Source organism: Kribbella sp. NPDC051770, assembly GCF_040681455.1.
In the GTDB taxonomy this organism is placed as follows: Bacteria; Actinomycetota; Actinomycetes; order Propionibacteriales; family Kribbellaceae; genus Kribbella.
In genome coordinates this window covers 343,831-368,710 of record NZ_JBFAYT010000009.1, presented here as the reverse complement: position 1 = coordinate 368,710, position 24,880 = coordinate 343,831, and the positions used below count along the sequence as shown (strand labels likewise).

Here is a 24,880-nt window from a genome sequence, read left to right as displayed (position 1 = left end):
TCCTCGACGACCCGGCCGCGACGATGCGGTCGGGGGACATCAGACTAGCGGCGGCACCACGTTGAAGCTGCGCAGCGAGGCCAGGCCGTCGGCGTACCAGTTGATCTCGGTGACCGTCGCGGGCTTCAGCTCCATCCGGAACAGCGACGCCATCGGGGCCTGCAGCACGCCGCGCACCATCAGCTTGATCGGCGTCACGTGCGTCACGACGACGACGGTCTTGCCCGGGTACGACGACAGCACCGCGTCCCGCGCCGACCGCGCCCGCCGCGCGCACGCGTCGAACGACTCGCCACCGGGCGGCGCGACCGTGGTCGAACCCAGCCAGGCGTTCAGTGCGTCCGGCCACTTCTCCTGCACCTCGGCGAAGGTGTGCCCGTCCCAGTCGCCGAACGAGCACTCGACCCAGCCGTCGCGGACCTCGACGTCGAGCCCGAGCCGCTCGGCCACCGCGGCCGCGGTCTGCCTGGTCCGCAGCAGCGGCGAGGCGATGACAGCGTCGATCTCACCAAGATCCGCGATGTAGGCAGCAGCCGCCAGCGCCTGCTTCTCGCCGATCTCGCTCAGCCCCGGATCATCCCCACCGGACCCCGAGAACCGCTTGTCCACCGTGTGCGGCGTCTCGCCGTGCCGCAGGAAGATCAGCCGCGTCGGCGGCTCGGCCTGCACGCCGCCCCACCCCTGCATCGCCTTCCCGAGCTCCGACACCTCGGTCACCACCGGCGCCGCCGAGCTCTCGGCCGGCTTCAGCGGGACCGGCTTGCCGTCCAGCGCCATGTTCGCCAGCGCGTCCGCGGCCGCGTTCTGCGCCCGCGGCACCCACGTCCACTCGGTCCCGAACGGCGCCAGCGACTGCGCCTTCGCCGCCAGCGGCTTCATGTCCGGGTGCTTGACCTTCCAGCGCCCGGCCATCTGCTCGATCACCAGCTTGGAGTCCATCCGCACCTCGATCGAGGCGTTCGGCGCGTACTCCGCGGCCAGCTCCAGCCCGGCGATCAGCCCGCTGTACTCCGCGACGTTGTTGGTCGCGACCCCGATCGTCACCCCGGCCTGCGCGATCACCTGCCCGGTCGCCGGGTCGCGCACCAGCGCGCCGTACGAGGCCGGGCCCGGGTTGCCCCGGGAACCACCGTCGGCCTCGACGACGACGTGCGTCCAGGTCATACCGTGCTCTCCGGCGTACGGACCAGGATCCGGCCGCACTCCTCACAGCGCAGTACGACGTCCGCGGCGGCCGCCTTGATCTTGGCCAGGTCGGACGGCGCCAGCTCCATCCGGCAGCCCATGCAGCGCTTGCCGACGAGCGGCGCGGCGCCGATGCCGCCGTTGTGCTCACGCAGCCGCTGGTACTGCTTCACCAGGTCGTCGGGCAGCTCGGCCGCGACACCGGACCGCTGGTCGCCCAGGGCCGCGCGCTGCTCGTCGAGCTCCTTCAGCGCGGCGTCGCGGGTGCCCTCCAGCTCGGACTGGCGGCCGGCGAACGCCTCCGCGCGCCCCTGGAGATCGGCCTGGACGACCTCGGCCGCCTCCAGCTTCTCCATCACCTCGAGCTCGGCGTCCTCCAGGTCGGAGATCCGGCGGTCCAGCGACCCGATCTCGTGCTGCAGGTTCTCCAGGTCGCGCGGCGACGTGACCTGGCCGGAGTCGAGGCGCTGCTGGTTGCGCGCCTTGCGCTGCCGGACCTGCTCGACGTCGCTGTCGGCCTTCTTCTGCTCACGGCGCAGGTCCGACACCTCGGTGTCGGCGGCGACGAGCTCCCGGTCGACGACGGACTTCTCCGCCCCCAGGTCGGTGAGCGCCTGGTGCTCGGGCAGTGACCTGCGCTTGGTCGCGACCACATCCAGCTGCAGGTCGAGATCCTGCAGGTCCAGCAACCGGCGTTGGACAGCGGGCTCGGCGTTCAGGGTCGGCTCCTTAGATCGTTCAGTTGTCAGCTCTCCGGGCGGCCCCTACAAGCGCAGGTTCCAGGCATCCGTGCGGAGCGTCGAGATGTGAGTGTCCACGGTACTGCCCTGCTCTGCCAACCCCGCGCTCAGGAGTCGTTCGGCGTCGGCGAGCCAGGGCCACTCGCTGGCCCAGTGTGCGACGTCGATCAAGGCCGGGCCGTCGGCGTACGCGCGGGCCTCGGTCGCGGGGTGGTGCCGGAGGTCGGCGGTCACGTAAGCGTCGACCCCCGCGGCCCGGACGCGATCGAGCTCGGAGTCGCCGGCGCCGCCGCAGACCGCGACGGTCTCGACGATCCTGTCGGGGTCACCTGAGACACGTACGCCGTGCTCGGTCTTCGGGAGGCTGCGGTCGACCTGGGCGGCGAAGTCGCGCAGCGTCAGCGGCTCGTCGAGCGTCCCGATCCGGCCGCCACCGCGCGGGCTCGGCATCGCGGCCAGCTCCAGTACGTCGTACGCCGGCTCCTCGTACGAGTGCGCGGCGTACATCGCCTCAACGACCGCGCGCCTTCTGCCGCGCGGCAGGATCATCTCGACCCGGGACTCCTCGACCACCTCGATCGCGCCCACCGCGCCGATCGTCGGATTGGCCCCTTCGAGCGGCCGGAACGTCCCCTCCCCGGTCGTCGACCAGGCCGCCCGGTCGTAGTCCCCGATCCGTCCCGCGCCCGCCGCGGCGAGTGCGTCGATCATCCGCTGCGTGTCGCCGACCGGCACGTACACGACGATCTTGTCCATCGCGTCGCCCGGCATCGCCTTCAACGGCCGCGTGTTGTGCAGGTTCAGCGCCGCCGCGAGCGCGTCACTCACTCCAGGATTCGCGTTGTCCGCATTCGTGTGACAGACGATCAACGCCGTCCCACTCCGAATCAGGTCATGCACCACCCGCCCCTTGGGCGTGGTCGTCGCAACACTGTTCACCCCGCGCAGCAGCAACGGGTGATGACTGACGATCAGATCGAACCCACCATCGATCGCCTCGTCCACCACCGCCCGCATCGGGTCAACAGCGAACAACACCTTCCGCACCGGCTGCCCAGGATCTCCAGCGACCAACCCGACCGCATCCCAACTCTCAGCCCACGAGGGGTCGTACAACCGATCCAGAACCGCCTTCACATCACCCAAGCTCGTCGCCACGGTGTCATCCTGCCGCACGGGTCCCCCGCGCCGGACCCCCACCACTCACCAACCCCACGCCATCACCCACGCCCCCGCTCACCCAACCTGCTACCGCTGCTGCAACAGGGGGTTACTGAGTGCTGCAGGTCCGCCAACCGACGCCCACCACCCACCAACCTCACCCACCGAGCGCACCCCAGGCTCAACCCACCCTCCAGATCACCCGTCACACAGGCTTGAACGGTGCTGCACGTCGACCGCCCGCTCTAACCCCCGGCGCGACCTCCCGCCGGAGACACCCGCGAATTCGGCAGGACGCCTCACCGACCAATCCGCTCCACACCGCGGAGAGGCCGACACCCACCACTGACCAAGCCCCACCACTCGACACCTCACACGCCCAGCCCACTGAAGATACCCGCCCGTTTGCCTGCTTGGTCAGTGCTGCACGTCGCTCGCCTGCGGCTGACTGAGGCTGACCGGGTCGGCGCACCCCCGAGGGTGATGGAGAGAGGGCGCGCCCGCCCGGGGCCTTCGCTCCTCTCGGGCGACCTCCCACCCGCCCTCACTCGGCTCCCCACCCCCAAGGGGTCGGGGTGGGAAGCCGTTCACCAGCCCACCAGTGTCACCAGCGGGCGGGCTCTTCAGATCAGCCAGGCTGTCGTGTCGGACGGGAGCTTCTCGCCTTCCAGTGGGCCGCTGGAGAGGACGACCGCGCCTTCAGGCAGCTCGATCGGTGCCGCGCCGAAGTTGGTGATGGACTGCCAGCCGCCGGGGCGGCGGAAGTGCAACGACCACTCGACGGCGTCCACCCACTCGAGGCCTTCGCTGGTTTGCAGACCCCGGCGTACGGCGAGGGCCTTGCGGTACAGGCTCAGCGTCGAGGCGGGGTCGCCTTCCTGGGCCTCGACGGAGTAGCCGCCGAACCACTTCGGCTGGAGCAGGTGGGAGCCGCCGGAGCCGAAGCCGAAGGAGAGGCCGCCGACGGTCCATGGGAGCGGGACGCGGCAGCCGTCGCGGCCCTTCTCGGCGCCCTTGGAGCGGAAGTACGCCGGGTCCTGCAGGTTCGCCGCCGGCAGTTCGCCGACCTCCTGCAGCCCGAGCTCCTCACCTTGGTACAGGTACGCCGAGCCAGGCAGCGCCAGCATCAGCAGTACGGCGGCCCGCGCGCGGCGCAGGCCCTGCTCGACGTCGACGGTCGGCTCGGTGCCGTTGCTCAGCAGCCACGCCTTGCCGTCCTGCCAGGCGCCGTCGGGGTCCTTCGGCAGCCCGTACCGCGTCGCGTGCCGGACGACGTCGTGGTTGGAGAACACCCACGTCGAGGACGAGCCGTTCTGCTCGGCGAGCGCCAGGTTCTCCTTGATCACCTGCCGGAACCGGTCGAAGTCCCAGTCGGCCTGCAGCAGGTCGAAGTTGAACGCCTGCCCGAGCCCGGCCGCGCTCGCGTACCGCGCGCGACGGGCGGCCGGTACGAACGCCTCGGCGACCGCGGACTTGGGCGGGTCGTACTCGTTCAGGACCTTGCGCCACTCGACGTAGATGTCGTGCACGTCGTCGCGGTCCCACAGCGGGTGCACACCGTTGGATTCCGACTGCCGGGGCAGCGTGGTCTTCGACGGCAGCGGCTCGGTCAGGTCCTTCTTCAGCGCGTGCGCGACGTCGACGCGGAACCCGTCGACGCCCCGGTCCGACCAGAAGCGCAGCGTCTTAAGGAAGTCCTCGCGGACGTCGGCGTTGTCCCAGTTCAGGTCGGGCTGCTCGGCGGCGAACAGGTGCAGGTACCACTGGCCGTCGTGGATCTGCGCCCAGGCGGATCCGCCGAAGACCGAGTCCCAGTCCGACGGCGGCTGGTCGCCGTCGCCCTCGCGGAAGATGTACCGGTCGCGCTCGGGCGAGCCCTTGGGCGCGGCGAGCGCCTCCTGGAACCACTCGTGCCGGTCGGAGCTGTGGTTCGGCACGATGTCGACGATCAGCTTGATCCCGGCCGTGTGCAGCGTGCCGACCAGTTCGTCGAAGTCGGCGAGCGTGCCGAGCCGCGGGTCGACGTCGCGGTAGTCGTCGACGTCGTACCCGCCGTCGGCCAGGGCGGACGGGTAGAACGGGCTCAGCCAGACCGCGTCGATGCCGAGCGACGTCAGGTACGGCACCCGGCTGATGATGCCCTGCAGGTCACCGATGCCGTCCCCGTCGGAGTCGGCGAAGCTGCGCGGGTAGACCTGGTAGACGACCGCCTGCCGCCACCAGTCGGCATCGGTTGCAGTTGAAGTCACGAGAGCCTCACTCTGAGCTGATCGGTCGAACACGGTTTATATAGACTTTAAATTTAGAATCTGTAGTATTCTGCGGGCAGTTCCACGAGGAGGTCAAGAGGGATATGCCGAAGACGTCGGCGGCGACTCCGCCGCTGCTGCGCAGGGTCAACGCGAGCAAGCTACTCGGCGTGCTCTCCACCGCCGGGGTCATGACCGGAACAGGACTGATCGAGGCGACCGGGCTGACCCGCGCGACCGTGCACGCGGTCTGCAACGACCTGATCGGGATGGGCTGGGTGCTCGAGCTCGACCCGGTCCGCGACGAGAGCGCGGTCGGGCGGCCGTCGCGGCGGTTCGAGTTCAACAGCGGCGCGGGGTTCGTGCTCGGGATCGACGTCGGCGCGGCGAAGACGACGGTCGTGGTGGCGAACCTGCGCGGCGAGACGGTGGCCAAGGCCGGGCGCTCGTTCGCCGCGGTGAAGGAGCCGGCCGAGCGGACCGACCTGGTGGACGAGGCGGTCGTCGACGCGATGGCCGACGCCGGGGTCGACGACGACCAGGTGATCGCGGCCGGGGTCGGCGTCGCGGCGCCGGTCGACCGGACCGGCAACATCCTGGCCGACGACGAGTTCTGGCGACGCTTCGACCCGGCGCTGACCGCGCGGCTGACCAAGCAGCACGGGTGGCCGGCGCTGCTGGAGAACGATGCGAACCTGGCGGTCCTCGGGGAGCACTGGCGCGGTCAGGGGCAGGGCGTCGACGACCTCGTCGTACTGCTGGCGGGTGAGCGGTTCGGGTCGGGCTTGATGGACTCGGGTCGGCTGCTGCACGGGAGTCGTGGTGGCGCGGGCGAGATGGTGTACCTCAAGCTCGTCGAGGGGGTCGGGGACACGCACGGGATCGCGCGCATCGCCCGCGAGGCGGCGGCGGAGGCGCTGGGCGATCCGGCGGTCGAGACCGTACTGCGTGAGCTGAGCGGCGCGGACCCGGTGACGGCCGAGCAGGTCTTCACCGCCGCCGCGCAGGGTGATCGGGTGGCGAAGGAGATCCTGGAGGTCGTCGGCCAGCGCACCGCGCGGGTGATCGCGACGCTGGGGGTGCTGTTCAATCCCGCGCTGGTCGTCATCGGCGGCGCCGTCGCCGAGGCCTCGAAGCCGTTACTGCCGTCGATCGAGCAGCTGCTGGCGACGTTCACCAGTACGCCGCCTCGCGTGGTCACGTCCTCGCTGGGCGACACGATAGTTTCCGTGGGCGCGGTCCGGCACGCGCTGAACTACGTGGAGCAGAACGCGCTGGACCTGACCCTCACCGCCCGCCGCTTCTGACCCCGAAGTCGATCAGTCGCGCGTGTGGTGCTCGGCGACGTCCAGCTCGCCTCCCAGCTCCAGCTCGACCACCGTGCAGTCGCGGTCCAGGGCCGTGTCGCTGTCGACGTACAGGTACGTCCAGCCCGCCGCGCCCTCGATCCCGCCGCCCTGGCGGTCCGTGCGAAGCTCCACCCCCGACCCGACGATCGTTGCCTTCAGCACCTTGTTCCGGATCCCCCGCACAGCCAGGTACTCGTTCGGGCGGTCGAACGTGAACAGATACACCTTGCGCCGATCAGCCGACACCGTCGAGGCACCGTAGAACGCACCGTTCGGCAACCCCCGCGTCGTCCCGAAGACCGCTCGCTCGTGCCGCCGGATCCAGTCCCCCAGCTCCCGCAGCCGCGTGACCTGCTCCTCCGGGATCGTCCCGTCCTCACGCGGCCCGACATCGAGCAGCAGGTTCCCACCGCCACCGATCGTCTCGGCGAACAACCGGATCAGCTGCCGCACCGACTTGTAGTGGTGGTCGTTGTGCTGATACCCCCACGAGTCGTTGATCGTGACGCACAGCTCCCACGGCCCAGCCGGCGGCACGATCGGCACGCCCTGCTCCGGTGTCGCGTAATCGCCGAACCCGCCACGCATCCGCCCGTTCACCACCGTCGCCGGCAGCTTCGCGGCGATCAGGTCGCGCACCTCGTCCATCCGCCACTGCTCCGGATCGCGCTCCCAGTCCCCGTCGAACCACAGCAGGTCGGGCGCGAACCGGTCCATGATCTCGGTCAGCTGCGTGCGGTGGAACGCGAGGAACCGCTCCCACGCCGCCGGGTCCTCGTCACCAGCGGCCGGTACGGCGTACGGATTGCCCCGCTCGTCCGCCGGCATCCCGGCCGGACGCACCGACGCGTAGTCGGGGTGCGTCCAGTCGAGATGGCTGAAGTAGAGCCCCACCCGCAGCCCGTGCTCGCGCAGCGCGTCGACGTACTCGCGCACGATGTCGCGCCGGGCCGGCGTCGCCTTCACCGTCGACAGGTCGTTCGCCGCGGTGTCGTAGAGCGCGACGCCGTCGTGGTGCTTCGACGTCAGCACGGCGTACCGGGCGCCGGCCGCCTCGAACAGCTCGGCCCAGGCCCCGGCGTCGAACTTCGACGCCGTGAACCCGTCGAGCTGCTTGAGGTAGTCCTCGTGGCTGATCTCGCCGTTGAAGAACGACCACGACTCGGCGATCCCGTTCACGGCGTAGATGCCGTAGTGCAGGAAGATGCCGAGCTTGGCCTGCTCGAACCAGGGCTGGATCGCCATCGCTGACTCCTCAGAGATCGGGTGAGCGATAGGATATAGGATTTACGGACGGCGGGTCAGGACCTGCGTCACCGCCTCCAGCACGACCAGGTTCCGCCCGTAGGTGACCGCCGTCGGCACGTTCGCCGGCACCAGCGCGCGGTCCTCCGGGATCCCCGTGCAGAGCACGAACACGTCGCCCTCGTGGCTCTCGATCAGCAACTGCAGCGCCGCCCGCATCCACGGCGTCCGGACCGCGTCCTGCACGGCCACGACCAGCGGCCGCCCGATCGCCGCCGCCTGCGCCTCGCCGAGCGCCTCGGCGTCCGCGCCACGCAGTACGACGCCGTCCGAGTCGGGAGCGATCCGCGCGAACACCTCGGGCAGCCCGCTGAAGTACGGGTTCCACGCCGGGTGCAGCCCCTGCGTCAGATCCACCACGTACGGCGAACCGCCGAGCGCCGGGAACTCCTGACCGGTCACCGTCCGCGCCGCGACCTCCCGCGTCGGCGCGCCGTCGAGCCCGGGCAGCCTGGTCCGCGCGGCCAGGTCGGCAGCGAGATCGCGGACCCGCTGAGCAGCCTCGGTGACCCGCGCGGCCTCCAGCGTTCCGTTGCCGACGGCACCGACGATCTCCGCGGTCAGCGCCCGCGGGTCGGCCTCGCCGATCGCGATCATCGCCAGGTCCGCGCCGGCCCGGATCGACTCGACCGCGGCCTGCTCGATCGACCGGGTGCTGGTGATCGCCTGCATCTCGAGCGCGTCGGTGGTGATCACGCCGGTGAACCCGAGCTCGTCGCGGAGCAGCCCCTGCAGGATCCGCCGCGACAGCGTGGCCGGCTGGTCGTCGTACGCCGAGAAGACGATGTGCGCGCTCATGATCAGGTCGGCACCGGCCGCGATCGTCGCCTGGAACGGCGCCAGCTCGACCGCGTGCACCTGCTCGATCGAGCGGTCCACCCGCGGCAGCGCCAGGTGCGAGTCGACGGTGACGTCGCCGTGGCCCGGGAAGTGCTTCGGGCAGGCGGCGATCCCGGCGTCGCGGACGCCCTGGACGAAGGCGACGCCGTGCCGCGAGACCACGCCGGCCGACGTACCGAAGGAGCGGGTCGAGATGATCGGGTTGGCCGGGTTGCTGTTCACGTCGACCGACGGCGCCAGCATCACGTCGATGCCGAGCGCCGCGAGCGTCGCGGCGGCGTCGCGGGCCGAGGCCCGGGTCAGGTCGGCGTCGTCGAGCTCGCCGAGCGCGCGCGGCGACGACAGCGGCCACGGGTTGGCCGGGGCGAGGTGGCTGAACTCGCCGCCCTCGTGGTCGATCGCGATCAGCAGGTCCGGGCGCTCGGCGCGCAGCGCGGTGGTCAGCGCGGACACCTGGTCGGCGTCGACGACGTTGCGGGTGAACAGGATCACCGCGCCGAGGCCGTTCGCGATCGCGCGGCGCAGGTCGTCGGGGGCGGTGGTACCGGTGAAGCCGACGATCAGGGCGCCGGCGGCGTCGCGTTCGAGTTGGTCGCTCATGACGCAACCCTCTCGCGCCAACCCATGCGATGCCAATGCACCCGGGGATGTCTCACGCCACGTGAGTTCACCAAGGTCACCTCCCAGCGTCATCTCGGGTTCGGAGCCGCCCACGAGGGTGGATGGGAATCCGCCCACCGATCAGTTACGGAGCTCCGCCATGCCCGTCACACCGATCACCCGTCGCAAGCTGCTGGTGGCCACCGCCGCCGGTGCGACCGCCGTCGCAGCAGCCGGATCGCTGCCGGCCGCCGGCTCGCCGATGCCCGTCACCGGACCGGCGTCTCACCAGCCGCTCCCCGACCCGTTCACGCTGGGAATCGCCTCCGGCGACCCCGACTTCCAGAGCGTCGTCCTCTGGACCCGCCTCGCGCTCGACCCGCTCGCCGCCGACGGCATGGGTGGCATGCCGTCGCGCCGCTACCAGGTCCAGTGGCAGGTCGCGCTCGACCCGGCGATGCGCCGCGTCGTCCGGTCCGGCGTCGTCTCGGCCACGCCGGAGTCGGCGCACGCCGTCCACGTCGAGGTCCGCGGGCTGCTGCCCGGCCGCGAGTACTACTACCGGTTCCGCTGCGAGCGCCACGTCTCGGAGATCGGCCGCACACTGACGACGCCGCTGCCGGGCACGTACGGGAGCCCGCTCGACATGGCGTTCGTCTCCTGCTCCAACTACTCCGGCGGCTACTTCACGGCGTACCGGAGGCTGGCCGAGGACCACCCGTCGCTGGTGCTGCACCTGGGCGACTACATCTACGAGGGCGCGGGCGGCAGCGGCGCTCGCGCGCACTCGCCGGCCAAGGAGATCTGGACGCTGGCCGACTACCGGGTCCGCCACGCGCAGTACCGGACCGATCCCGACCTGCAGGCCGCGCACGCGGTCGCGCCGTGGGTCGTGGTCTGGGACGACCACGAGCTGGAGAACAACTACGCCGACGAGATCCCGTCGCCGGCCGGGCAGGCCGGCTTCCTGGAGCGGCGCGCGGCGGCGTACCGGGCGTACTACGAGATGATGCCGCTGCGCCGCAGCTCGATCCCGCGCGGGATCGACATGCAGATCTACCGGCGGATCCAGTGGGGCCGGCTGGCGTCGTTCCACATGCTCGACACCCGCCAGTACCGCAGCGACCAGGCGTGCAACGACACCACCTCGGACTGCCCGGCAGCGCTCGACCCGGCCCGCTCGATCACCGGCCCCGCGCAGGAGAAGTGGCTCCTCGACGGCCTCGGCCGCTCGTCGGCGACCTGGGACGTGATCGGCCAGCAGGTGTTCTTCGGCGCCCGCGACTTCACCGCCGGGCCGGGGGTCAGCTACAGCATGGACGCCTGGGACGGGTACGTCGCCTCGCGGCAGCGCATCCTCGACGGCTTCCGCCAGCGGCACGTCACCAACCCCGTCGTCCTCACCGGCGACGTCCACAAGCACTACGCCAACGACCTGCTCACCGACTTCCGCGACCCTTCGTCGCGCCCGGTCGGCGTCGAGCTCGTCACCACGTCGATCACCTCCGGCGGCGACGGCCAGGACTTCCCAGCCGGCGGCCAGCTCCAGCTCGACGAGAACCCACACATCAAGCTCCTCAACAACCAGCGCGGGTACGTGAAGACGCGCCTCACCCGCGAGTCTCTGCAGGCGGACTTCAAGGTGATCCCGTACGTCAGTACGCCGGGTGCGCCGGTCTCCACGCGCGCATCGTTCACCGTCGAAGCCGGTCAGCCGGGCCTCAACCTCACCTGATCCCTTCCCGCAAAATTGCTCCCCGTCGTACGGCGGGGAGCTTTTTTGTCCTCTCAAAGGCCATCGTTGTCAGTGACGTTCAGTGTGTTCCGGGGCCGATTCTGCGCACTGTGTGGCGTGGTGATGCGTGATTAGCCACAGTTACCTCTCGCTGTATCAGCCACTTGCGGATAACGTTGTCTCTCGACCTGACCGCCACCGACCGGAGTCCGATCACCGTGACAGTGCAGATCACCCGCCCATGACCGACGAGTCCGCGACCGTTCTCGGCATCGACATCGGCGGTACCAAGATGGCCGCCGCGCTGGTGGCCGCCGACGGGACGATTCTCACCGAGGACCGGATCCTCACGCCGCCCGGCGACGCCGACCAGGTGTTCGGCGCGCTCGCGGAGCTGGTCGGGCGGGTCAGCGGCGGTACGACGCCGGTCGCTGTCGGGATCGGGTCGGCGGGACCGCTCGACCTCACCCACGGGCTGGTCTCCCCGGTGAACATCACCGGCTGGCGCAACTTCCCGCTGGTCGACCGGGTCCGCGCGCTGGTCGGCGACGTACCGGTCGAGCTCGGCGTCGACGGGCACTGCTTCGCGCTCGGTGAGTCGTGGACCGGCGCGGGTCGCGCGGTCGACACGCTGCTCGGCATCGTCGTCTCGACCGGCGTCGGCGCCGGGATCGTCGTCGACGGCAAGCCGCTGCTCGGCCAGTCCGGCAACGCGGCGCACCTCGGGCACATGGTGGTCGACCTGGACGGCGAAGCCTGTGCGTGCGGTTCGTACGGGTGCGTCGAGACGTACGCGAGCGGGCCGCGGATGGTCGCCCGCGCGCAGCGGCGCGGCTGGCGGACGGGCGAGCAGGTCGACGCCGCCGTACTGTCGGCGGACGCCGCGGCCGGGGACGAGATCGCGCTCGCGGTGTTCGACGACGGCGCCCAGGCCCTTGCCGCGGGCATCGTCGCGACCGCGGTGACCGTCGACCTGACCACCGTCGTGATCGGCGGCGGCGTCGCGAAGGCCGGGCCGGTGCTGTTCGACCCGGTGACGCGCTGGGTGAAGCGGCTGGCGCAGCTGCCGTTCGTCACCGGACTCACCGTCGAGCCGGCCCAGCTAGCGAACGCCGGCCTGCTGGGCGCGGCCCGGCTGGCCTGGGCGACCACCTGAGTAGTTGAACTTTGTCGGACAACCCGACAGAAGGCTCACGGTGATCGCGGCCGCACCGGCGGCACGGCGTACACACATTTGCACCGCGCGGAAAGGGATCTCCCGCGCAATTTTGTGCAATTTTTACCCAATGCCGAAAAGTCTGTAACGGCGACCCCTGTCCGTCCGATGCAACGGATGGATGGGGTGGGGGCACGTCATCCAAGGGCAATCAGGGGGGCCTGCATGCCAGGGATTGACCGCTTGCGAGTGCGGCGGAGAGGCGACTCTCCGCCGCGCACGCGGGCAGCAGACCATTCGTACGCACGTCCACCAGCGTTGTCCGGGGCAACGCTCGAGCAGAGGAACCGCTCTTGATGGACGCTGCTGTACTCGTCGTCTTCGCACTCTTCTTCACCGCGCTGGTGGTGGTCACCACCAGCGCGCACGGCCGTCTGCGGGCCTCGGTACGCCGCCCGCGCCTGTTCCAGCTGGTCGTCGTCGGCGCCGCCGCCGCGACGGTCCCGGTCGACGTGTACGCCGTCCTCTACGGCACCGTCGCCGGTGTACCGGTCGCCGACGTCGCCGACCGCCTGCTGCTGCTGAACGTCGCCGCCTCGTGCGGCGTCGCGGCCCTGCACGAGTCCCTGCGGGGACGCGCCATCTCCGCCGCGCACGACCCGGACGACCCGTCCGAGTCCGAGCAGCCGGTCCGGATGGGCGTGCTGGGCTGGACCGGCCCACTGATCGCGCTGGTCGCGGTCACCGCCGTCGTCGCGCTGGGATCCCGTGGGAACGGGGACGAGCTCGGCAACGTCGGATCCGTCTGGGCCGTCTACTCGCTGCTCATCTGCGTGATCAGTGCCTACGCGCTGCTCCGCCGCCGGGCCGCGAGTGCGATCGATCCTCAGGAGGGATGAGGATCGACGCGGGTTCTGCACCGCGGACGGTGGGCCGGTGACTGCGGGAGGGCTGTCACCGGGATCCATCCCCCGTCCGGGGTGCAGAACCGAAGTCCAGGTGTTTCGAAGCCCGCCCGGTGTACGCCGGGCGGGCTTTGCTGTGGGGTGAATACACCGCGGAGCAGGCTCAGGCGGCGCGTTCCGACCTGGGCAACCACAGGTGATGGGCTTGGACACCCACCTGTTGTCCCGGGGGCGAGGTGGGCGAAGCCCACGAGCCCGTCAGTCGTGGAGCCACTCCGGCTCGGGCAGCTGGCGGCGGTCGAGCTTGCCGGCGGCGTCCAGCGGGAGCTCCTCGATCGGGATCAGGTCTGCCGGCACCAGGTAGATCGGCAGCTCCTTCGTCAGCTCCAGCATCAGCCGCGCGAGCACCGCCGGGTCCTCGTCCTCCAGTACGACGTACCCGATCAGGCAGGTGTCCCCCGCCGGGTTCACGCACGCCACAACAACCGCGTCGATCACCCCGTCGAGATCGGCCAGCACATGCTCGGTCTCCCCCGGCTCGACCCGGTGCCCGCGGATCTTGACCTGGTCGTCGACCCGCCCGAGGTAGTCGAGCGTCCCGTCCGGCCGCCACCGCCCGAGGTCGCGGGTCCGGTACAGCCGGCTCCCCGGCGTCGACGGATCCGCGACGAACGACGTCAGCGTCTCGTCCGGCCGCCCGATGTAGCCCTGGGCAACGGCCACGCCACCGAGATGGATCTCCCCGACGGCCCCGACCGGCACCGGCCGCAGCGCCTCGTCCAGCAACCGTACGACGACCCCGTCGATCGGCCGCCCGATCGACGGCCGGTCCTCGGCCGGGTCGACCTGGTGGATGGTCGTCACCACCGAAGCCTCGGTCGGCCCGTACTCGTTGTACAGCACGCACTCCGGGTGCGCCGCGAGGAAGTCACGAATCCCGTGCGTCAGCACCATCGCCTCACCGCCGGCGACGATCTCCCGCAGCGCCGGCAGCTCCGGCATCTCGTCCATCGTCGCGAGCAGCGCGGTCAGCGGCGTGAACGTCATGAACAGCCGCTCGATCCCGTACTCGGTGAGCGCGGCAACGACCGCGTCCGGGTCGTACCGGTCGTCCTCGCCGATCAGCACCAGCGCCGCACCCGACGCGAGCGCCGTGAACATCTCCTGCACGTGCACGTCGAACCCGAACGACGTCCACTGCAGCGTCCGCAGCGACGACCGCGATCGCAGGTAGTGCCGGATCAGGTTCACCGGCCCGCGGTGCGGTACCGCGACCCCCTTCGGGTTCCCGGTCGAGCCCGACGTGTAGATGCAGTAGGCAACGTCATCGGCCGCGGCCTTCACCGGCGGCGCCTGCCCGGCCCGTACGTCGTCGCCCGAGGCAACAACCGGCACCAGCCGCAGCCCGAGCCGGTCGGCCAGCGCGGCGTCGTCACCGACCAGCGCCACCGCCCCGGCGTCCGCGGTCATGAACGCCCACCGCCCCTCCGGGACACCCGGATCCAACGGCAGGTAAGCGGCTCCGGACTTCAGCACCGCCAGTACGCCGACCACGAGCTCGGCACCCCTCGCGACCCGTACGGCGACCAGCTGCCCCGGCTTCACACCGAGGTCGACGAGCTGCCACGCGACGGCGTTCGCGCGCCGGTCCAGCTCGGCGTACGAGATCTCGCGCTCGCCGTGGATCAGCGCGACCGCGTCCGGCGTACGGGCGACCTGCTGCTCGAACAGCGTGTGCAGCCCGCTCAGCTCGCCGCTGACGACCGCGTTCCGGCGGACGCGCCCGACCGGTCCACTCGCCGGGGCTGCTCCTTCCAGCTCGCGCAGCGCGAGGCGATCGGACTCGATCGGCAGCATCAGCTCGGGCAGCGACGCGGCCGGCTGCGTGAGCGCGCGGCGCAGCACGGCCTCGAGGTAGTCGAGCAGCCGCTTGATCGTCGACTCGTCGAACAGCCCGGAGCGGTAGTCCGCCGTACAGGTGATGCCCTGCGCGTGGTTGGCGAGCGTGAGCCGGAGATCGAGACCGCTCGGCAGCTCGTCGGTGGTCGGCTCGAAGACGACCAGGACCTGGTAGAGCGGGTCCTGCTCCAGTACGGCGAGGTCGGCGCCGGCGTGGTCGAACGCGCCGGTCGTTGCCTCGCGCACCCTTTGCGCCAGCTCACCGAGATCGGGCTCGCCGGACAGATCGATCCGCAGCGGCAACGGCGTCGGCTCCTGGCTGCGGAGCGCGGCCGCGCCGATGGTGATGTCGTCCTGCGCGGCGAACCGGCCGAGCACGGTGCCGACGGCGGCGAGCATCGTCATCAACGGGCTGAGCCGCCGCTGCCGGCTGAACGCGAACACGGCCTCGCCGAGGCCGGCGTCGAGCTCGTGCACCAGCGACGCCGTACCGGCCGCGGCCTCGGGGCGCGCCTTGTCCGCGGGCAGAACCAGCGGCTGGGCGCCGCTCAACGCAGCCTGCCAGTACTCGATCGCCGCGCGCTGACGAGCACGCTCGGCTTCGATCGTCGCTGCGTCGCTCTCTTCGACCTGTGGTGAGCTGGAGGACTCAACCGTCTCTGCGGCCGGCTCGTCCGCTTTCGCCTCGGCCGCGGGCTGAGGCACGTCGCCCAGCAGTGCCAGCTGCTCGTGCATCAGCTTCGTGACGCCGTCGACCAGCTGGCTGGCGACCCGCAGCTGCTGCGACATCAGCGCCGCCATCCCCGAGCCCGGCAGATCAGCTTCGCTGGTCGCCGCCGCGGCCGCGTCAACGCGCGCCGCCAGCTCGGCGAGGCCCGAACCGAGTACCGCCAGCGCAGTCCGCGAGTTCGGCTCCGGCTTCTTCGGGACCTCGGGCAACACCTTGATCCGCGGCGGCTTCAGCGTGACCGGCTTGGCCTTCGCGGTGAACGCCGACGGCGGCGTCTTCGCGGCGACCGCCGAGGCGAGCTTGTGCGGCGTGATGAGGTCCTCGAACAGCGCCGTGGCCTTCACCTCGACGTCGAACTTGCGGTGCACCTCGTCGACGACCCGCTGCATCAGCGCCGGATCGGCCCCGAGCTCCTTGAACGAGTGGTCGACGGTGACGTCGTACGGGTCGAGGCCGAGCTGCTCGCTGGTCAGGTCGAGCACCAGGTCCAGGGACTCCCGGTAACGCTCGGCAACGACTTCAGGATCGGCCGCTGCGGCATACCCGGATTCCGCCGCGGGCTTGTCCGCGGCTGCAGGCTGCTGCTCGTCCGCCGAGGTCGTCGGCTCTTGCTCGGCCTCGACCGCAGAAGGCTCCACCGGTACGACGATCACCCGGTCGACATCATCCGCCGGGATCGCGAACGGCGACTCCTCCTCCTCCGCGGCCTCCGGCTCCGCCGCGACCGCCTCAGCCTTCGCGGCCGGCGGGTCCAACGGGATGCGCTTCAGCGCACCGCTCGTCCGCTCGACCGGGCGCGGCTCGTCGGCCGGCTCCTCGACCGGCGCGGCCTTCGCCGACTCCGCGCGCGCGAACACATCGACCGGGTGGTGCACCTTCCGGAACGGGTACGTCGGCAGCGGCACGCGCCCACCATCGGCGTACACCTTCGCCCAGTTGATCTCAGTCCCCTGCAGGTACAGCTCGGCGAGCCCGTTCATCGTCGCCAGCACCGGGTCCTGCCCGAGTCGCTGCGCCGGAATCCACGTGCTGTTCGGCGCGATCCGCCGCCCGGCCGGCGACAGCACGGCGTCCGGCCCGAGCTCCAGGAACCGCCGGCACCCCGCCGCGGTCAGCGCCTCGACCGCGTCGCCGAACAGCACCGGCTGCCGCAGCTGACCGACCAGATAGTCCTCGTCGAGCTTCGTGCCGCTCTCCAGCAGCTCGCCCGACCACGACGACACCATCGGCGTCCGCAGCGGCCGAAGCTTGACCGTGGCAACGAACTCGGCGAAGTCGGCCAGGATCGGATCGACCAGCGAACTGTGGAACGCGCGGTCGACGTCGAGCCGTTGCCACGACACCTGCAACCGGTCGAGCTGCTCGGCCAGCTGCCCGACGATCACCTCGGAACCGGCCAGCACGAACGACTGCGGACCGTTGCCCGCAGCAACCTCCACACCGGGCGTCTTGGCCAGCTCACGGACGCGATCGGCATCGGCGCGCACGGCAACCATTGCCCCCGGCACCGTTCCGCGCTGCATCAGCTCGCCGCGCTTCGCGGTCAGCCGTACGCCGTCCGCGGTGGACAGCGCACCGGCGACGCAGAGCGCGGCGTACTCGCCGACGCTGTGCCCGACGACGAGCGCAGGCCGGACGCCGAACGACTCCCACAGCCGCGCCAGCGCCAGCTCGAACGCGAACAGCGCGGGCTGCGCGGTCTCCGTCGGCCAAACACCCTCGGTCCCGGTCGCCGGGGTGAGCAGCAGTTCGAGCAGGCTCCCGCCGAACTCGTCGGCGTACACCTTGTCGCACTCGTCGAGCACCGACCGGAACACCGGGAACCGTGCGGCAAGACCTGACGCCATGCCACGTCTGGCAGCACCCTGCCCCGTGAACGCGTACCCGAGCGGGCCGGGCCCGCCGCGCGGCACCTCGGCCGGGATCGCCGAACCGAGCGCCTCCGCGAGCTCCTGCTCCGAGGAGCCGGCGATCGCGATCCGGTGCCGGTGCGCGGGGCGGCCGAGCACCGCCGTACCGGCGAGGTCGATCAGGCGGTGCCCGGTCCCGGCCTCGAAGTCGGCGCGGTACAGCTCGGCCAGATCGCTCAGCCCGTCCGGATCCGGCGCGGACAGCGCGAGTACGACGGGGCCGTCGTCGCCGCGACGGATCTGCCGCGGCGCCTCCTCGAGGATGACGTGCGCACTGGTGCCCCGGGCATCTATCGCGCTGACGCCCGCGCGCAGCGGCGTACCGGACTTCCAGTCGCCGACCTGCGTGCCGATCACGAACGGGCTGCCCGACAGCTGGAGCTTCGGGTTCGGCCGGTCGTAGTTGATCGTCGGGACGAGCGTGCGGTGCTGCAGCATCAAGATCGTCTTGATCAGCCCGGCCATGCCGGCCGCGCTGGCGAGGTGCCCGATGTTGGGCTTCACCGAACCGATCGTGCAGAACCCGACCTTGTCCGTGTGCTTGCGCAAGGCATTGCTCAGGGCAAGGAACTCGGCGGCGTCGGCGTCCGGCGTACCGGCCGCACTGGCCTCGACGTAGCTGATCGACTCGGCCGGGACGCCCGACTTCTCCAGCGCCCGCTCGACCAGCTCGACCTGGTCCCCTTCGCTCACCGCGGACCCGCGGATCACGGCGTACACGGTGTCGCCGTCGGCGATCGCCTGATCCAACCGCTTCAGCAGCACGGCGGCGACGCCGTTGCCCCCGACGGTCCCGTCCGCGTCGGCGTCGAACGCCCGCAGATGTCCACTCGGCGACAAGATCGAGCCGGCACTCGCGTGATAACCCGTTGCCTGAGGCACATGAACCGCGGCCGCTCCCGCGAGCGCGAGATCGGCGTCCCCGCTCCGCAACGCCTGACAAGCCAGATGCACCGCGATCAACGACGACGACCAAGCCGCCTGTACGCCGATCGCCGGGCCCGTCAGTCCGAGCCTGTAGGCGACGCGGGTTGCCAGGTTCTCCCCCGGCTGCGCGCCGTACAGGTTCATCCCCGACCCGGCGAACACCCCGATCCGCTCCGTCGACCCCGCGTGCCCACCGTGCTCGAGCGCCTGCTGACAGACCTCCAGGAACAGCCGCTGCGCCGGATCGGTCAACTCGGCCTCGCGAGCGCTCAGCCCGAAGAAGGCAGCGTCGAACGACTCGACGTCGTCAAGCGCACCGCTGACGGCGACGAGCTCGTCGTCCCCGAACGCCTCAGCGTCGCCAAGCTCCTCCGGCGAGAAGCGCCGCAGACTCTCGACGCCGTTGACGAGGTTGTCCCAGAACTGGTCCAACCCGCCGGCGCCTGGGAGCCGAGCGGCCAGTCCCACGACTGCCACCGGCTCCACAACCACGCCCGCCGCAGCGCCGCGTCCGGCGTGCGCCGGGCTCTTCACCGCGGCCGCGGGCGCCAGCTCCGCAACGGAAACATCGGCCGCACCCGTCGGCTGGCTCTCGCCCTGCTCGGCTTGCCGCGAAGGCAGCACCGGCGCAGCCGCAAGCCCCGCGGAGGCGTTGGCAACCGCCGTGCTCTCCTCAGATGCCCCACCATCGGTCGCCGACTCGCCATCGCCCGGAGCCTCTACCGACTCCGCCGCCAACTCCGCGACCTCAGGTGTACTAGCGTCCCGCTCCGCGTCACCGGTCCGTTTAGCGGCGCCGCCCTCGGTGGCCTGCTCAATTTCGGTCGCCTCAGAAACCTGCTCAGGCGCGCTAGCCTCAGCAGCCAACTCACCGTCGCCGGCCGCACTGGTCTGCTCGCCTTCGCTGTCTCCAGCAACCGGCTCGGCTTCCGGATCCTTGGGCGCGTCTTCGGCATCGGCGGTGTCCACAACCTCAGACACCTGCACAGCCTCGGCAGCCTGCTCAGCTCCCCCGACCAGCCCAGCCTCAGCGCCCTGCTCGGCCTCGCCGGTCTGCTCGCCTTCAACGCCCGGCCCAGGCTCGCCGGTCTGCTCACCTTTCGCGGTCTGCTCAGCCTCACTGGCCTGCTCAGTCTCAGCAGCCGGCTCAGCCTCACTCGCCTGCTCAGCCTCAGCGGCCAGCTCAGCTTCAGCGGCCAGCCCAGCCTCGGCAGGCTGCTCGGCGGCCTCTCCGATGCCTTCGGCCGGCTCGGCGCCGGACTCCGCAGCGTCCTCGGGCGACGACGTGTTGGTGGCCGCCCGCGCCACCTCGTCCTCAGCAACCGCCGACAACGGGTTCTCCGCCGTCGCCTCGTCGTCTGCTGCTGTATCCACCGCACCAGCGGCGGCCTGAGCATCTACCTCAGCGACGGCGTCACCGCTCGACTCATCGACTCGGCCCTGCGCCTCCTCGGCGTCAGCAGGCGCGTGTCCCTCGGCCGCCGCGTCGCCTACGGCCGCTTCACCGCTCGACTCGCCGGCACGCACCGCCGTACCGTCGCCGGTCGGGTCGTCGACTTGAGCCTGCGCCTCACCACTCGGCTCCTCGGCGTCAGCCTGTGCCTCTTCGTCGGCACGTTCGTGCACCTGCTCAACGCTCGGCTCATCGCCGCCGTGTGCTTCGGTGTCGGCGGACTGGTTGGCACGAGCTGCAGCCTCGTCGCGAGCTGCTTGCTTCTCCGCGCCTGCAGCCTGATCGTCACCTACCGCCAGCTCGCCGGCACTTGCTGAGGCGTCCGATGCAACCGCAGCCTCGCGGGCATCCGCGGTCGCCGCCTGCTCATCCGCTGCAGCAGATTCGTCGACGGATTCTGCTTCATCAGCCTGTACGACGGACCCATCGCCCTCGCCTGCAGCTGCATCTGCCGACGTCGCGTCCGCAGACCGCGAGTCATCCGACGCGACACCGCCGCCGTCCGTCTCAGCCCCAGTGTCCGTCGACGGCCCGTCGGATGATGTCTCGTCGAGCTGCTCATCAGAGCTGATCTCGGGCCCGTCAGCGGGTGCTGCCTCGCTCGCCGGATCGCCCGACACCGCAGCATCGATCTTCTGCTCGTCGGCCAAGGTCCCACTCGTCGCCACCGCGTCGACCGCGCCCGCGTCAGTTCGCGGCTCGTCCGTCGCCAGCCCGTCAGGCTCACCCGCGCCAGCCGGCGGCTCGTCCGTGGCCAGCGCATCGGGCTCACCCGCGTCAGCTGCCGGCTCGTCCGTTGCCACCTCGTCAGGCTCACTCGCGTCAGCCGGCGGCTCGTCCGTGGCTACCGCGTCGGCCTCGCTCGCGTCGGCAGTCGCCACGTCGGTCGGGAACTCGCCTGTTGACTTCGCATCGGCCACGGCCGCGTCAGTTGGTGCCGTGCGGGTTGGCAGCTCGCCCGTCGCGTCCGCATCGGCGTCGGCTGCGTCAGTCGGCCTTGTGTCGGTCGGGAGCTCGCTGGTTGCCGCCGCGGCGACTGCAGCCTCGTCAGCTGGTACGGCGCTAATCGACAAGTCGTCAGGCTGGGGCGCGTCGTCCTGCTCCTGAGCGGCTGGCCCGACGTCGATCGTCTGTACGTCGGCCGAGGGCCTGCCCGTAGTTGCTTCATCCTGCTCGTCACGCGACTGAGCATCGGAAGACGCTGCGCCTCGCTCCTCGGCGTTCACTGGCTGGTCGTCGGCGTCGAAGGCCTCCGCCGACATCAGCTCGTCGGACGCGGCCGCGTCAGCCTCGGGTGCGTCGGCCGAGGCCTCCGGTACCTGGGTCGAGGCTGCGTCGGCGGCGGGCGCGTCCGCCGCGGGCGCCTCGGCGACGGGAGCTTCGACGTCGGCCGCGTCGCCCGCGTCGGCGTCGGCGGATGCTTCGGCGACGGCCGCCTCGGCGACAGGTGCTTTGGCGACGGCCGCGTCGCCCGCGTCGGCGTCGGCGGATGCTTCGGCGTCGGCCGCCTCGGCGAGGGGTGCTTCGGCGACGGCCGCGTCGGACTGAGTCTGCTCTGCGTCGCTCGGCTGCGCCTCTGCTTCGGTCGTTCGGTCCGGCCTCAACGCCTCGGCGGAGGGGTCGGGCTTGTCCGCGTTGGTCGGCTGTCCCTCGGCGGTGAACTCGGCGGCTGCTGCCGCTTCGGCTTCGAGGGCGCCGGCGGTGAGCAGGGCGTCGGCGGCCGTTGCCTGCTCCGGCTGAGACGCGTCCGAGGACTGAGCTTCCCCGCGCGGCTCAGCGGTGGACTTCTCGTCGGATGCGGATGCGACCTCGGCGTCGACGGACGCCGGCCCGGCGTCAGCCGATGCGTGCTCGGCGCCAGCGGGTGCGTGCTCGGCGTCAGCCGGTGAATGCTCGGCGTCGCGTGAGAGCACGTCGCTCGCCGTCGAGGCGTCTCCGGGAGCATTCTCGCCGGTTGCAGATTCGATCTCGGCGGGCGTGGTCGCCGATGTCGGCGGATCTGCCTCCACCGAGTCTGTGGGGGTCTTTGGGTCGGTGGTCCGAATCCGGACGCCTTCCGAGTCTGTCTCGCCGGTTCCGGACGTGTTGTCGGCTGACGCGGGGGCGACGCCAGACGGCGCGAGAGCGTCCGCGGACGCGGGGGCGACAGCAGAGGGCGCGAGAGCGGCGGTCGGCGCAACTGAGGAGCCGGCGAGCGAGTCACCACGAGCCGACGGCGGCTCGGCGCCGGGCTCGAACGCATCAGCCGACGACGGCTCCGCAGGAGCCGCATCCAAATCATCAGATGACGCACCCGGCAGCTCGTCGTACGCCGGAACCTCCCGGTTCGCACCGAACGTCGGGCGCTCAGGCGGCTTCGGGATCGAGTCCTTGATCTCCCGGCGCCACGCCAGGCGGACGACCGGGAGCTCCGTGGTTCGCTCCGACGGGTCCTCCTCGAACGTCGGCGGCTCGGCCGCGCGGTCCAGAGGGTCGGCCGGCGCTGCAGGGCGGAGCGGGCGCGAGTGGTCGAAGCTGTTTTCGATCCAGCGTTGTTTGAGCAGCGGGCGGAGGATCTTGCCGCCGGGAGTGGTTGGGAACTGGTGGAGAGGGACGGCGACGACCTGGGCGGTCAGGGCCAGGCGGGCGAAGATGGTCTCGCCGATCGCAGCGGCCAGGTCGGCGGTCGGGGTCTCGGGGACGTCGGCGTAGAAGACCATCAGGCGGTCGGTGCCGGTGGTGCTGTCGGCGATACCGCAGGCGGCGATCAAGCCCTGAGGAGCACCAGGCACTGAAGCGGCGACGGCCTCGATCTCGTGGGCGTAGTGGTTCTCGCCGTTGAGGACGATGCGTTCGCTGTCGCGGCCGGTGATGACGACCTGGCCGCCGGCGATGAAGGCCTGGTCGCCGGTGGCCAGCCACTTGCGGGCGGGCCAGTTGCCGACCGGGAAGGCGGCGCGGTCGGCGTCGGGGTTGCCGAGGTAGCCGGGAGTCACGCGGGCGGAGGCGACCTGGAGCTGGCCGATCCGGCCCTCGGGGAGGACGGCGCCGTTCGGGCCGACGATGCGGACCGTCGTACCGGGGGCGGGTGCGCCGACCGACAGCAGGTTCAGTACGCCGGGAGCGTCGACGCGCGGCTTGCCGGGGCGGGCGACGGCGACCTTGCCGGAGGGAGCGTGCTGGTCGACCCACTCGACGACGCCGGTCGGGGGGATCCGGACGCGGTGCACGTTCGGGGTGAGGCCGGGGCGGGCGAAGGTGATGCCGGTGACGGTCTCGGTCATCCCCCAGGCCGCGACGAAGGTCTCCGGTACGACGCCGAAGCGGTTCGTCAGGCGCAGGAACTCGCTCATCACCGGGACGGTGATCTGCTCGCCGCCGCTGACCAGGCTGCGCAGCGCGGACAGGTCCCAGTGCCGGTCCGGTTCGCCGGCGATCGCGGTGGTGACGAGCCGGTAGCCGAAGTTCGGGGACCAGGAGTGGTTGACCCGGTGGGTGTCCATCAGGTCGAGCCAGCGCAGCGGGTTCTGCAGGATCCAGCCGGTGTTGACGTGGATGTTGGTGCAGCCGGTGAACACGGGCAGCAGGTGGTAGAGCAGGAACGCGCCGCTCTGGTCGAGCGGGAGCCAGTTGAGCGTGACCTGGCCGGGGCGGACCGGCAGCATCGCCGGCGTACCGGCGGCGAACTCGACGAGACCGCGGTGGGTCAGCTGGGTGAGCTTCGGCGTACCGGTGCTGCTGCCGGACGACATCATCAGCACGGCGACGTCGTCGGCCGCCGGGCGATGGAAGTCCGACGTCGGTTCGTGGCCGGCCAGGGCGTCGGGGTCGAGGACCGGGAGGCCCAGGTCGTCGGGGAGGTCGCTCGGGCGGCCGATCAGGACGGTCCAGCCGAGCAGGTCGGTGACCTTGCGGAGGCGCTCGCGGCCCTCTTCGGAGCGGTCGCCGGCGGGTGAGGGCGAGATGAGCAGCGGGCGGATGCCACCGAGGGTGCAGGCCCAGAAGGCGGCGAAGAAACCGACCGGTTCGGTGCAGTGCACGACGGCGGGGTCGCCGGCGCGGACGCCGTTGGCGCGCAGACCGGCCAGGATGCGGGCGGCGAGCTCGAGCAGCGTCGGGAAGTCGAGGCGGGTCTCGCGGCCGTCGGGGCCGATCTCGACGACTCCGGCGGTGCCGAAGTCGCGCGCGGCGCGCAGGAGCGCGCTGGGCAGGTCACGCGGGTACCCGGCCGGGATCATCAGGGCCGGCCCGGTGCTGATCGCCGGTCGGTCCGCGCCGTTCCTCACCACGCCGTAGCCACCACCAGGTCAGCCTGCTCCGCGGCAGCACTCGTCAAACCCGGTACGACGTACGCCTGCCGGACGTGGGCGGTCGGGTGCGGGTCAGGGAAAGCGGAGTGAGAGGGGGCCGTCGCCCCCGGGCGGAGCGGCCTCGCGGCCGCCCGCGAACCAGTGGTGCGGCAGGCGGTCGGGTTCGGGGAGAAGTTGAACAGCTGCTGGGGACGGGTGTGGACCTCAGCGGGGCCAAGTCGGCGACCCACGGACACGCGCCTCCCCAACTGGACGGAGCCGGGCTCAGGGCAGACCCGTCTCGCTCTCACCGACAGAACAGCCCCGTTGCGGCCGGGCGGCGTTGCCTCAACGTGCCGACCGACAGCCGTGAACCCTACCAGCCGGTGGGTGGGCTGGAGGAGTCCGTTCTCAACAGCCGAAAGTTAAGAAATCGTTCGGCCGCTGACAGAGAAGACAACGAGCGTC

The 24,880-nt window shown here is 71.1% G+C and carries 11 protein-coding genes; 4 read left to right on the top strand and 7 right to left on the bottom strand.

Annotated elements, in window-relative coordinates:
* Positions 1–39: 39 nt before the first annotated feature.
* From AB0M01_RS28915 to AB0M01_RS28900, 4 genes are all read right to left on the bottom strand, one after another.
* Complete coding sequence (locus tag AB0M01_RS28915) at positions 40–1,164, bottom strand: bifunctional RNase H/acid phosphatase (RefSeq protein WP_363674947.1); 1,125 nt, start codon at positions 1,162–1,164, stop codon at positions 40–42.
* On the bottom strand, positions 1,161–1,874 hold the full coding sequence (locus AB0M01_RS28910) for a C4-type zinc ribbon domain-containing protein (protein ID WP_363674945.1): 714 nt from the start codon (positions 1,872–1,874) through the stop codon (positions 1,161–1,163). The genes AB0M01_RS28915 and AB0M01_RS28910 overlap by 4 nt, the downstream gene beginning before the upstream one ends.
* A gap of 75 nt (positions 1,875–1,949) precedes the next feature.
* Positions 1,950–3,062: a Nif3-like dinuclear metal center hexameric protein gene (locus AB0M01_RS28905; RefSeq protein ID WP_363674989.1), complete on the bottom strand. Its 1,113-nt coding sequence runs from the start codon at positions 3,060–3,062 to the stop codon at positions 1,950–1,952.
* A 647-nt stretch (positions 3,063–3,709) separates the two neighbouring features.
* A complete protein-coding gene (locus AB0M01_RS28900) occupies positions 3,710–5,335 on the bottom strand; it encodes a glycoside hydrolase family 13 protein (RefSeq protein ID WP_363674943.1) in 1,626 nt (541 codons plus the stop codon).
* Positions 5,336–5,439: 104 nt separating this feature from the next.
* On the opposite strand from AB0M01_RS28900, the gene AB0M01_RS28895 reads away from it, so the two are divergent.
* Positions 5,440–6,642 (top strand): ROK family transcriptional regulator, encoded by a 1,203-nt coding sequence (locus AB0M01_RS28895; protein WP_363674941.1) that lies wholly within the window; start codon positions 5,440–5,442, stop codon positions 6,640–6,642.
* A gap of 12 nt (positions 6,643–6,654) precedes the next feature.
* Here the strand turns inward: AB0M01_RS28895 and AB0M01_RS28890 are convergent, their stop codons facing one another.
* On the bottom strand, positions 6,655–7,929 hold the full coding sequence (locus AB0M01_RS28890; RefSeq protein ID WP_363674939.1) for an alpha-L-fucosidase: 1,275 nt from the start codon (positions 7,927–7,929) through the stop codon (positions 6,655–6,657).
* 42 nt (positions 7,930–7,971) lie between these two features.
* Complete coding sequence (nagZ, locus tag AB0M01_RS28885) at positions 7,972–9,429, bottom strand: beta-N-acetylhexosaminidase (RefSeq protein WP_363674937.1); 1,458 nt, start codon at positions 9,427–9,429, stop codon at positions 7,972–7,974.
* Between the two features lie 160 nt (positions 9,430–9,589).
* Between nagZ and AB0M01_RS28880 the strand changes: the two genes are divergently transcribed.
* The 3 genes from AB0M01_RS28880 (at position 9,590) to AB0M01_RS28870 (ending at position 13,219) form a co-directional block, all read left to right on the top strand.
* Positions 9,590–11,164, top strand: coding sequence for an alkaline phosphatase D family protein (locus tag AB0M01_RS28880; protein WP_363674935.1), 1,575 nt, complete (start codon positions 9,590–9,592; stop codon positions 11,162–11,164).
* A gap of 241 nt (positions 11,165–11,405) precedes the next feature.
* Positions 11,406–12,320, top strand: a complete 915-nt coding sequence (locus tag AB0M01_RS28875; RefSeq protein WP_363674933.1) for an ROK family protein — start codon at positions 11,406–11,408, stop codon at positions 12,318–12,320.
* Positions 12,321–12,676: 356 nt separating this feature from the next.
* Complete coding sequence (locus AB0M01_RS28870; RefSeq protein ID WP_363674931.1) at positions 12,677–13,219, top strand: hypothetical protein; 543 nt, start codon at positions 12,677–12,679, stop codon at positions 13,217–13,219.
* A 264-nt stretch (positions 13,220–13,483) separates the two neighbouring features.
* Here AB0M01_RS28870 and AB0M01_RS28865 read toward each other — a convergent pair whose 3' ends face one another.
* On the bottom strand, positions 13,484–24,412 hold the full coding sequence (locus tag AB0M01_RS28865; protein ID WP_363674929.1) for an amino acid adenylation domain-containing protein: 10,929 nt from the start codon (positions 24,410–24,412) through the stop codon (positions 13,484–13,486).
* Between the last annotated feature and the right edge of the window lie 468 nt (positions 24,413–24,880).

Bases quoted from the DNA above. Each gene is read 5' to 3' on its own strand.
- AB0M01_RS28875 (WP_363674933.1), top strand. From the start codon at position 11,406: ATGACCGACGAGTCCGCGACCGTTCTCGGCATCGACATCGGCGGTACC.
- AB0M01_RS28880 (WP_363674935.1), top strand. From the start codon at position 9,590: ATGCCCGTCACACCGATCACCCGTCGCAAGCTGCTGGTGGCCACCGCC.
- AB0M01_RS28890 (WP_363674939.1), bottom strand. From the start codon at position 7,929: ATGGCGATCCAGCCCTGGTTCGAGCAGGCCAAGCTCGGCATCTTCCTG.
- AB0M01_RS28895 (WP_363674941.1), top strand. From the start codon at position 5,440: ATGCCGAAGACGTCGGCGGCGACTCCGCCGCTGCTGCGCAGGGTCAAC.
- AB0M01_RS28915 (WP_363674947.1), bottom strand. From the start codon at position 1,164: ATGACCTGGACGCACGTCGTCGTCGAGGCCGACGGTGGTTCCCGGGGC.
- AB0M01_RS28870 (WP_363674931.1), top strand. From the start codon at position 12,677: ATGGACGCTGCTGTACTCGTCGTCTTCGCACTCTTCTTCACCGCGCTG.
- nagZ (WP_363674937.1), bottom strand. From the start codon at position 9,429: ATGAGCGACCAACTCGAACGCGACGCCGCCGGCGCCCTGATCGTCGGC.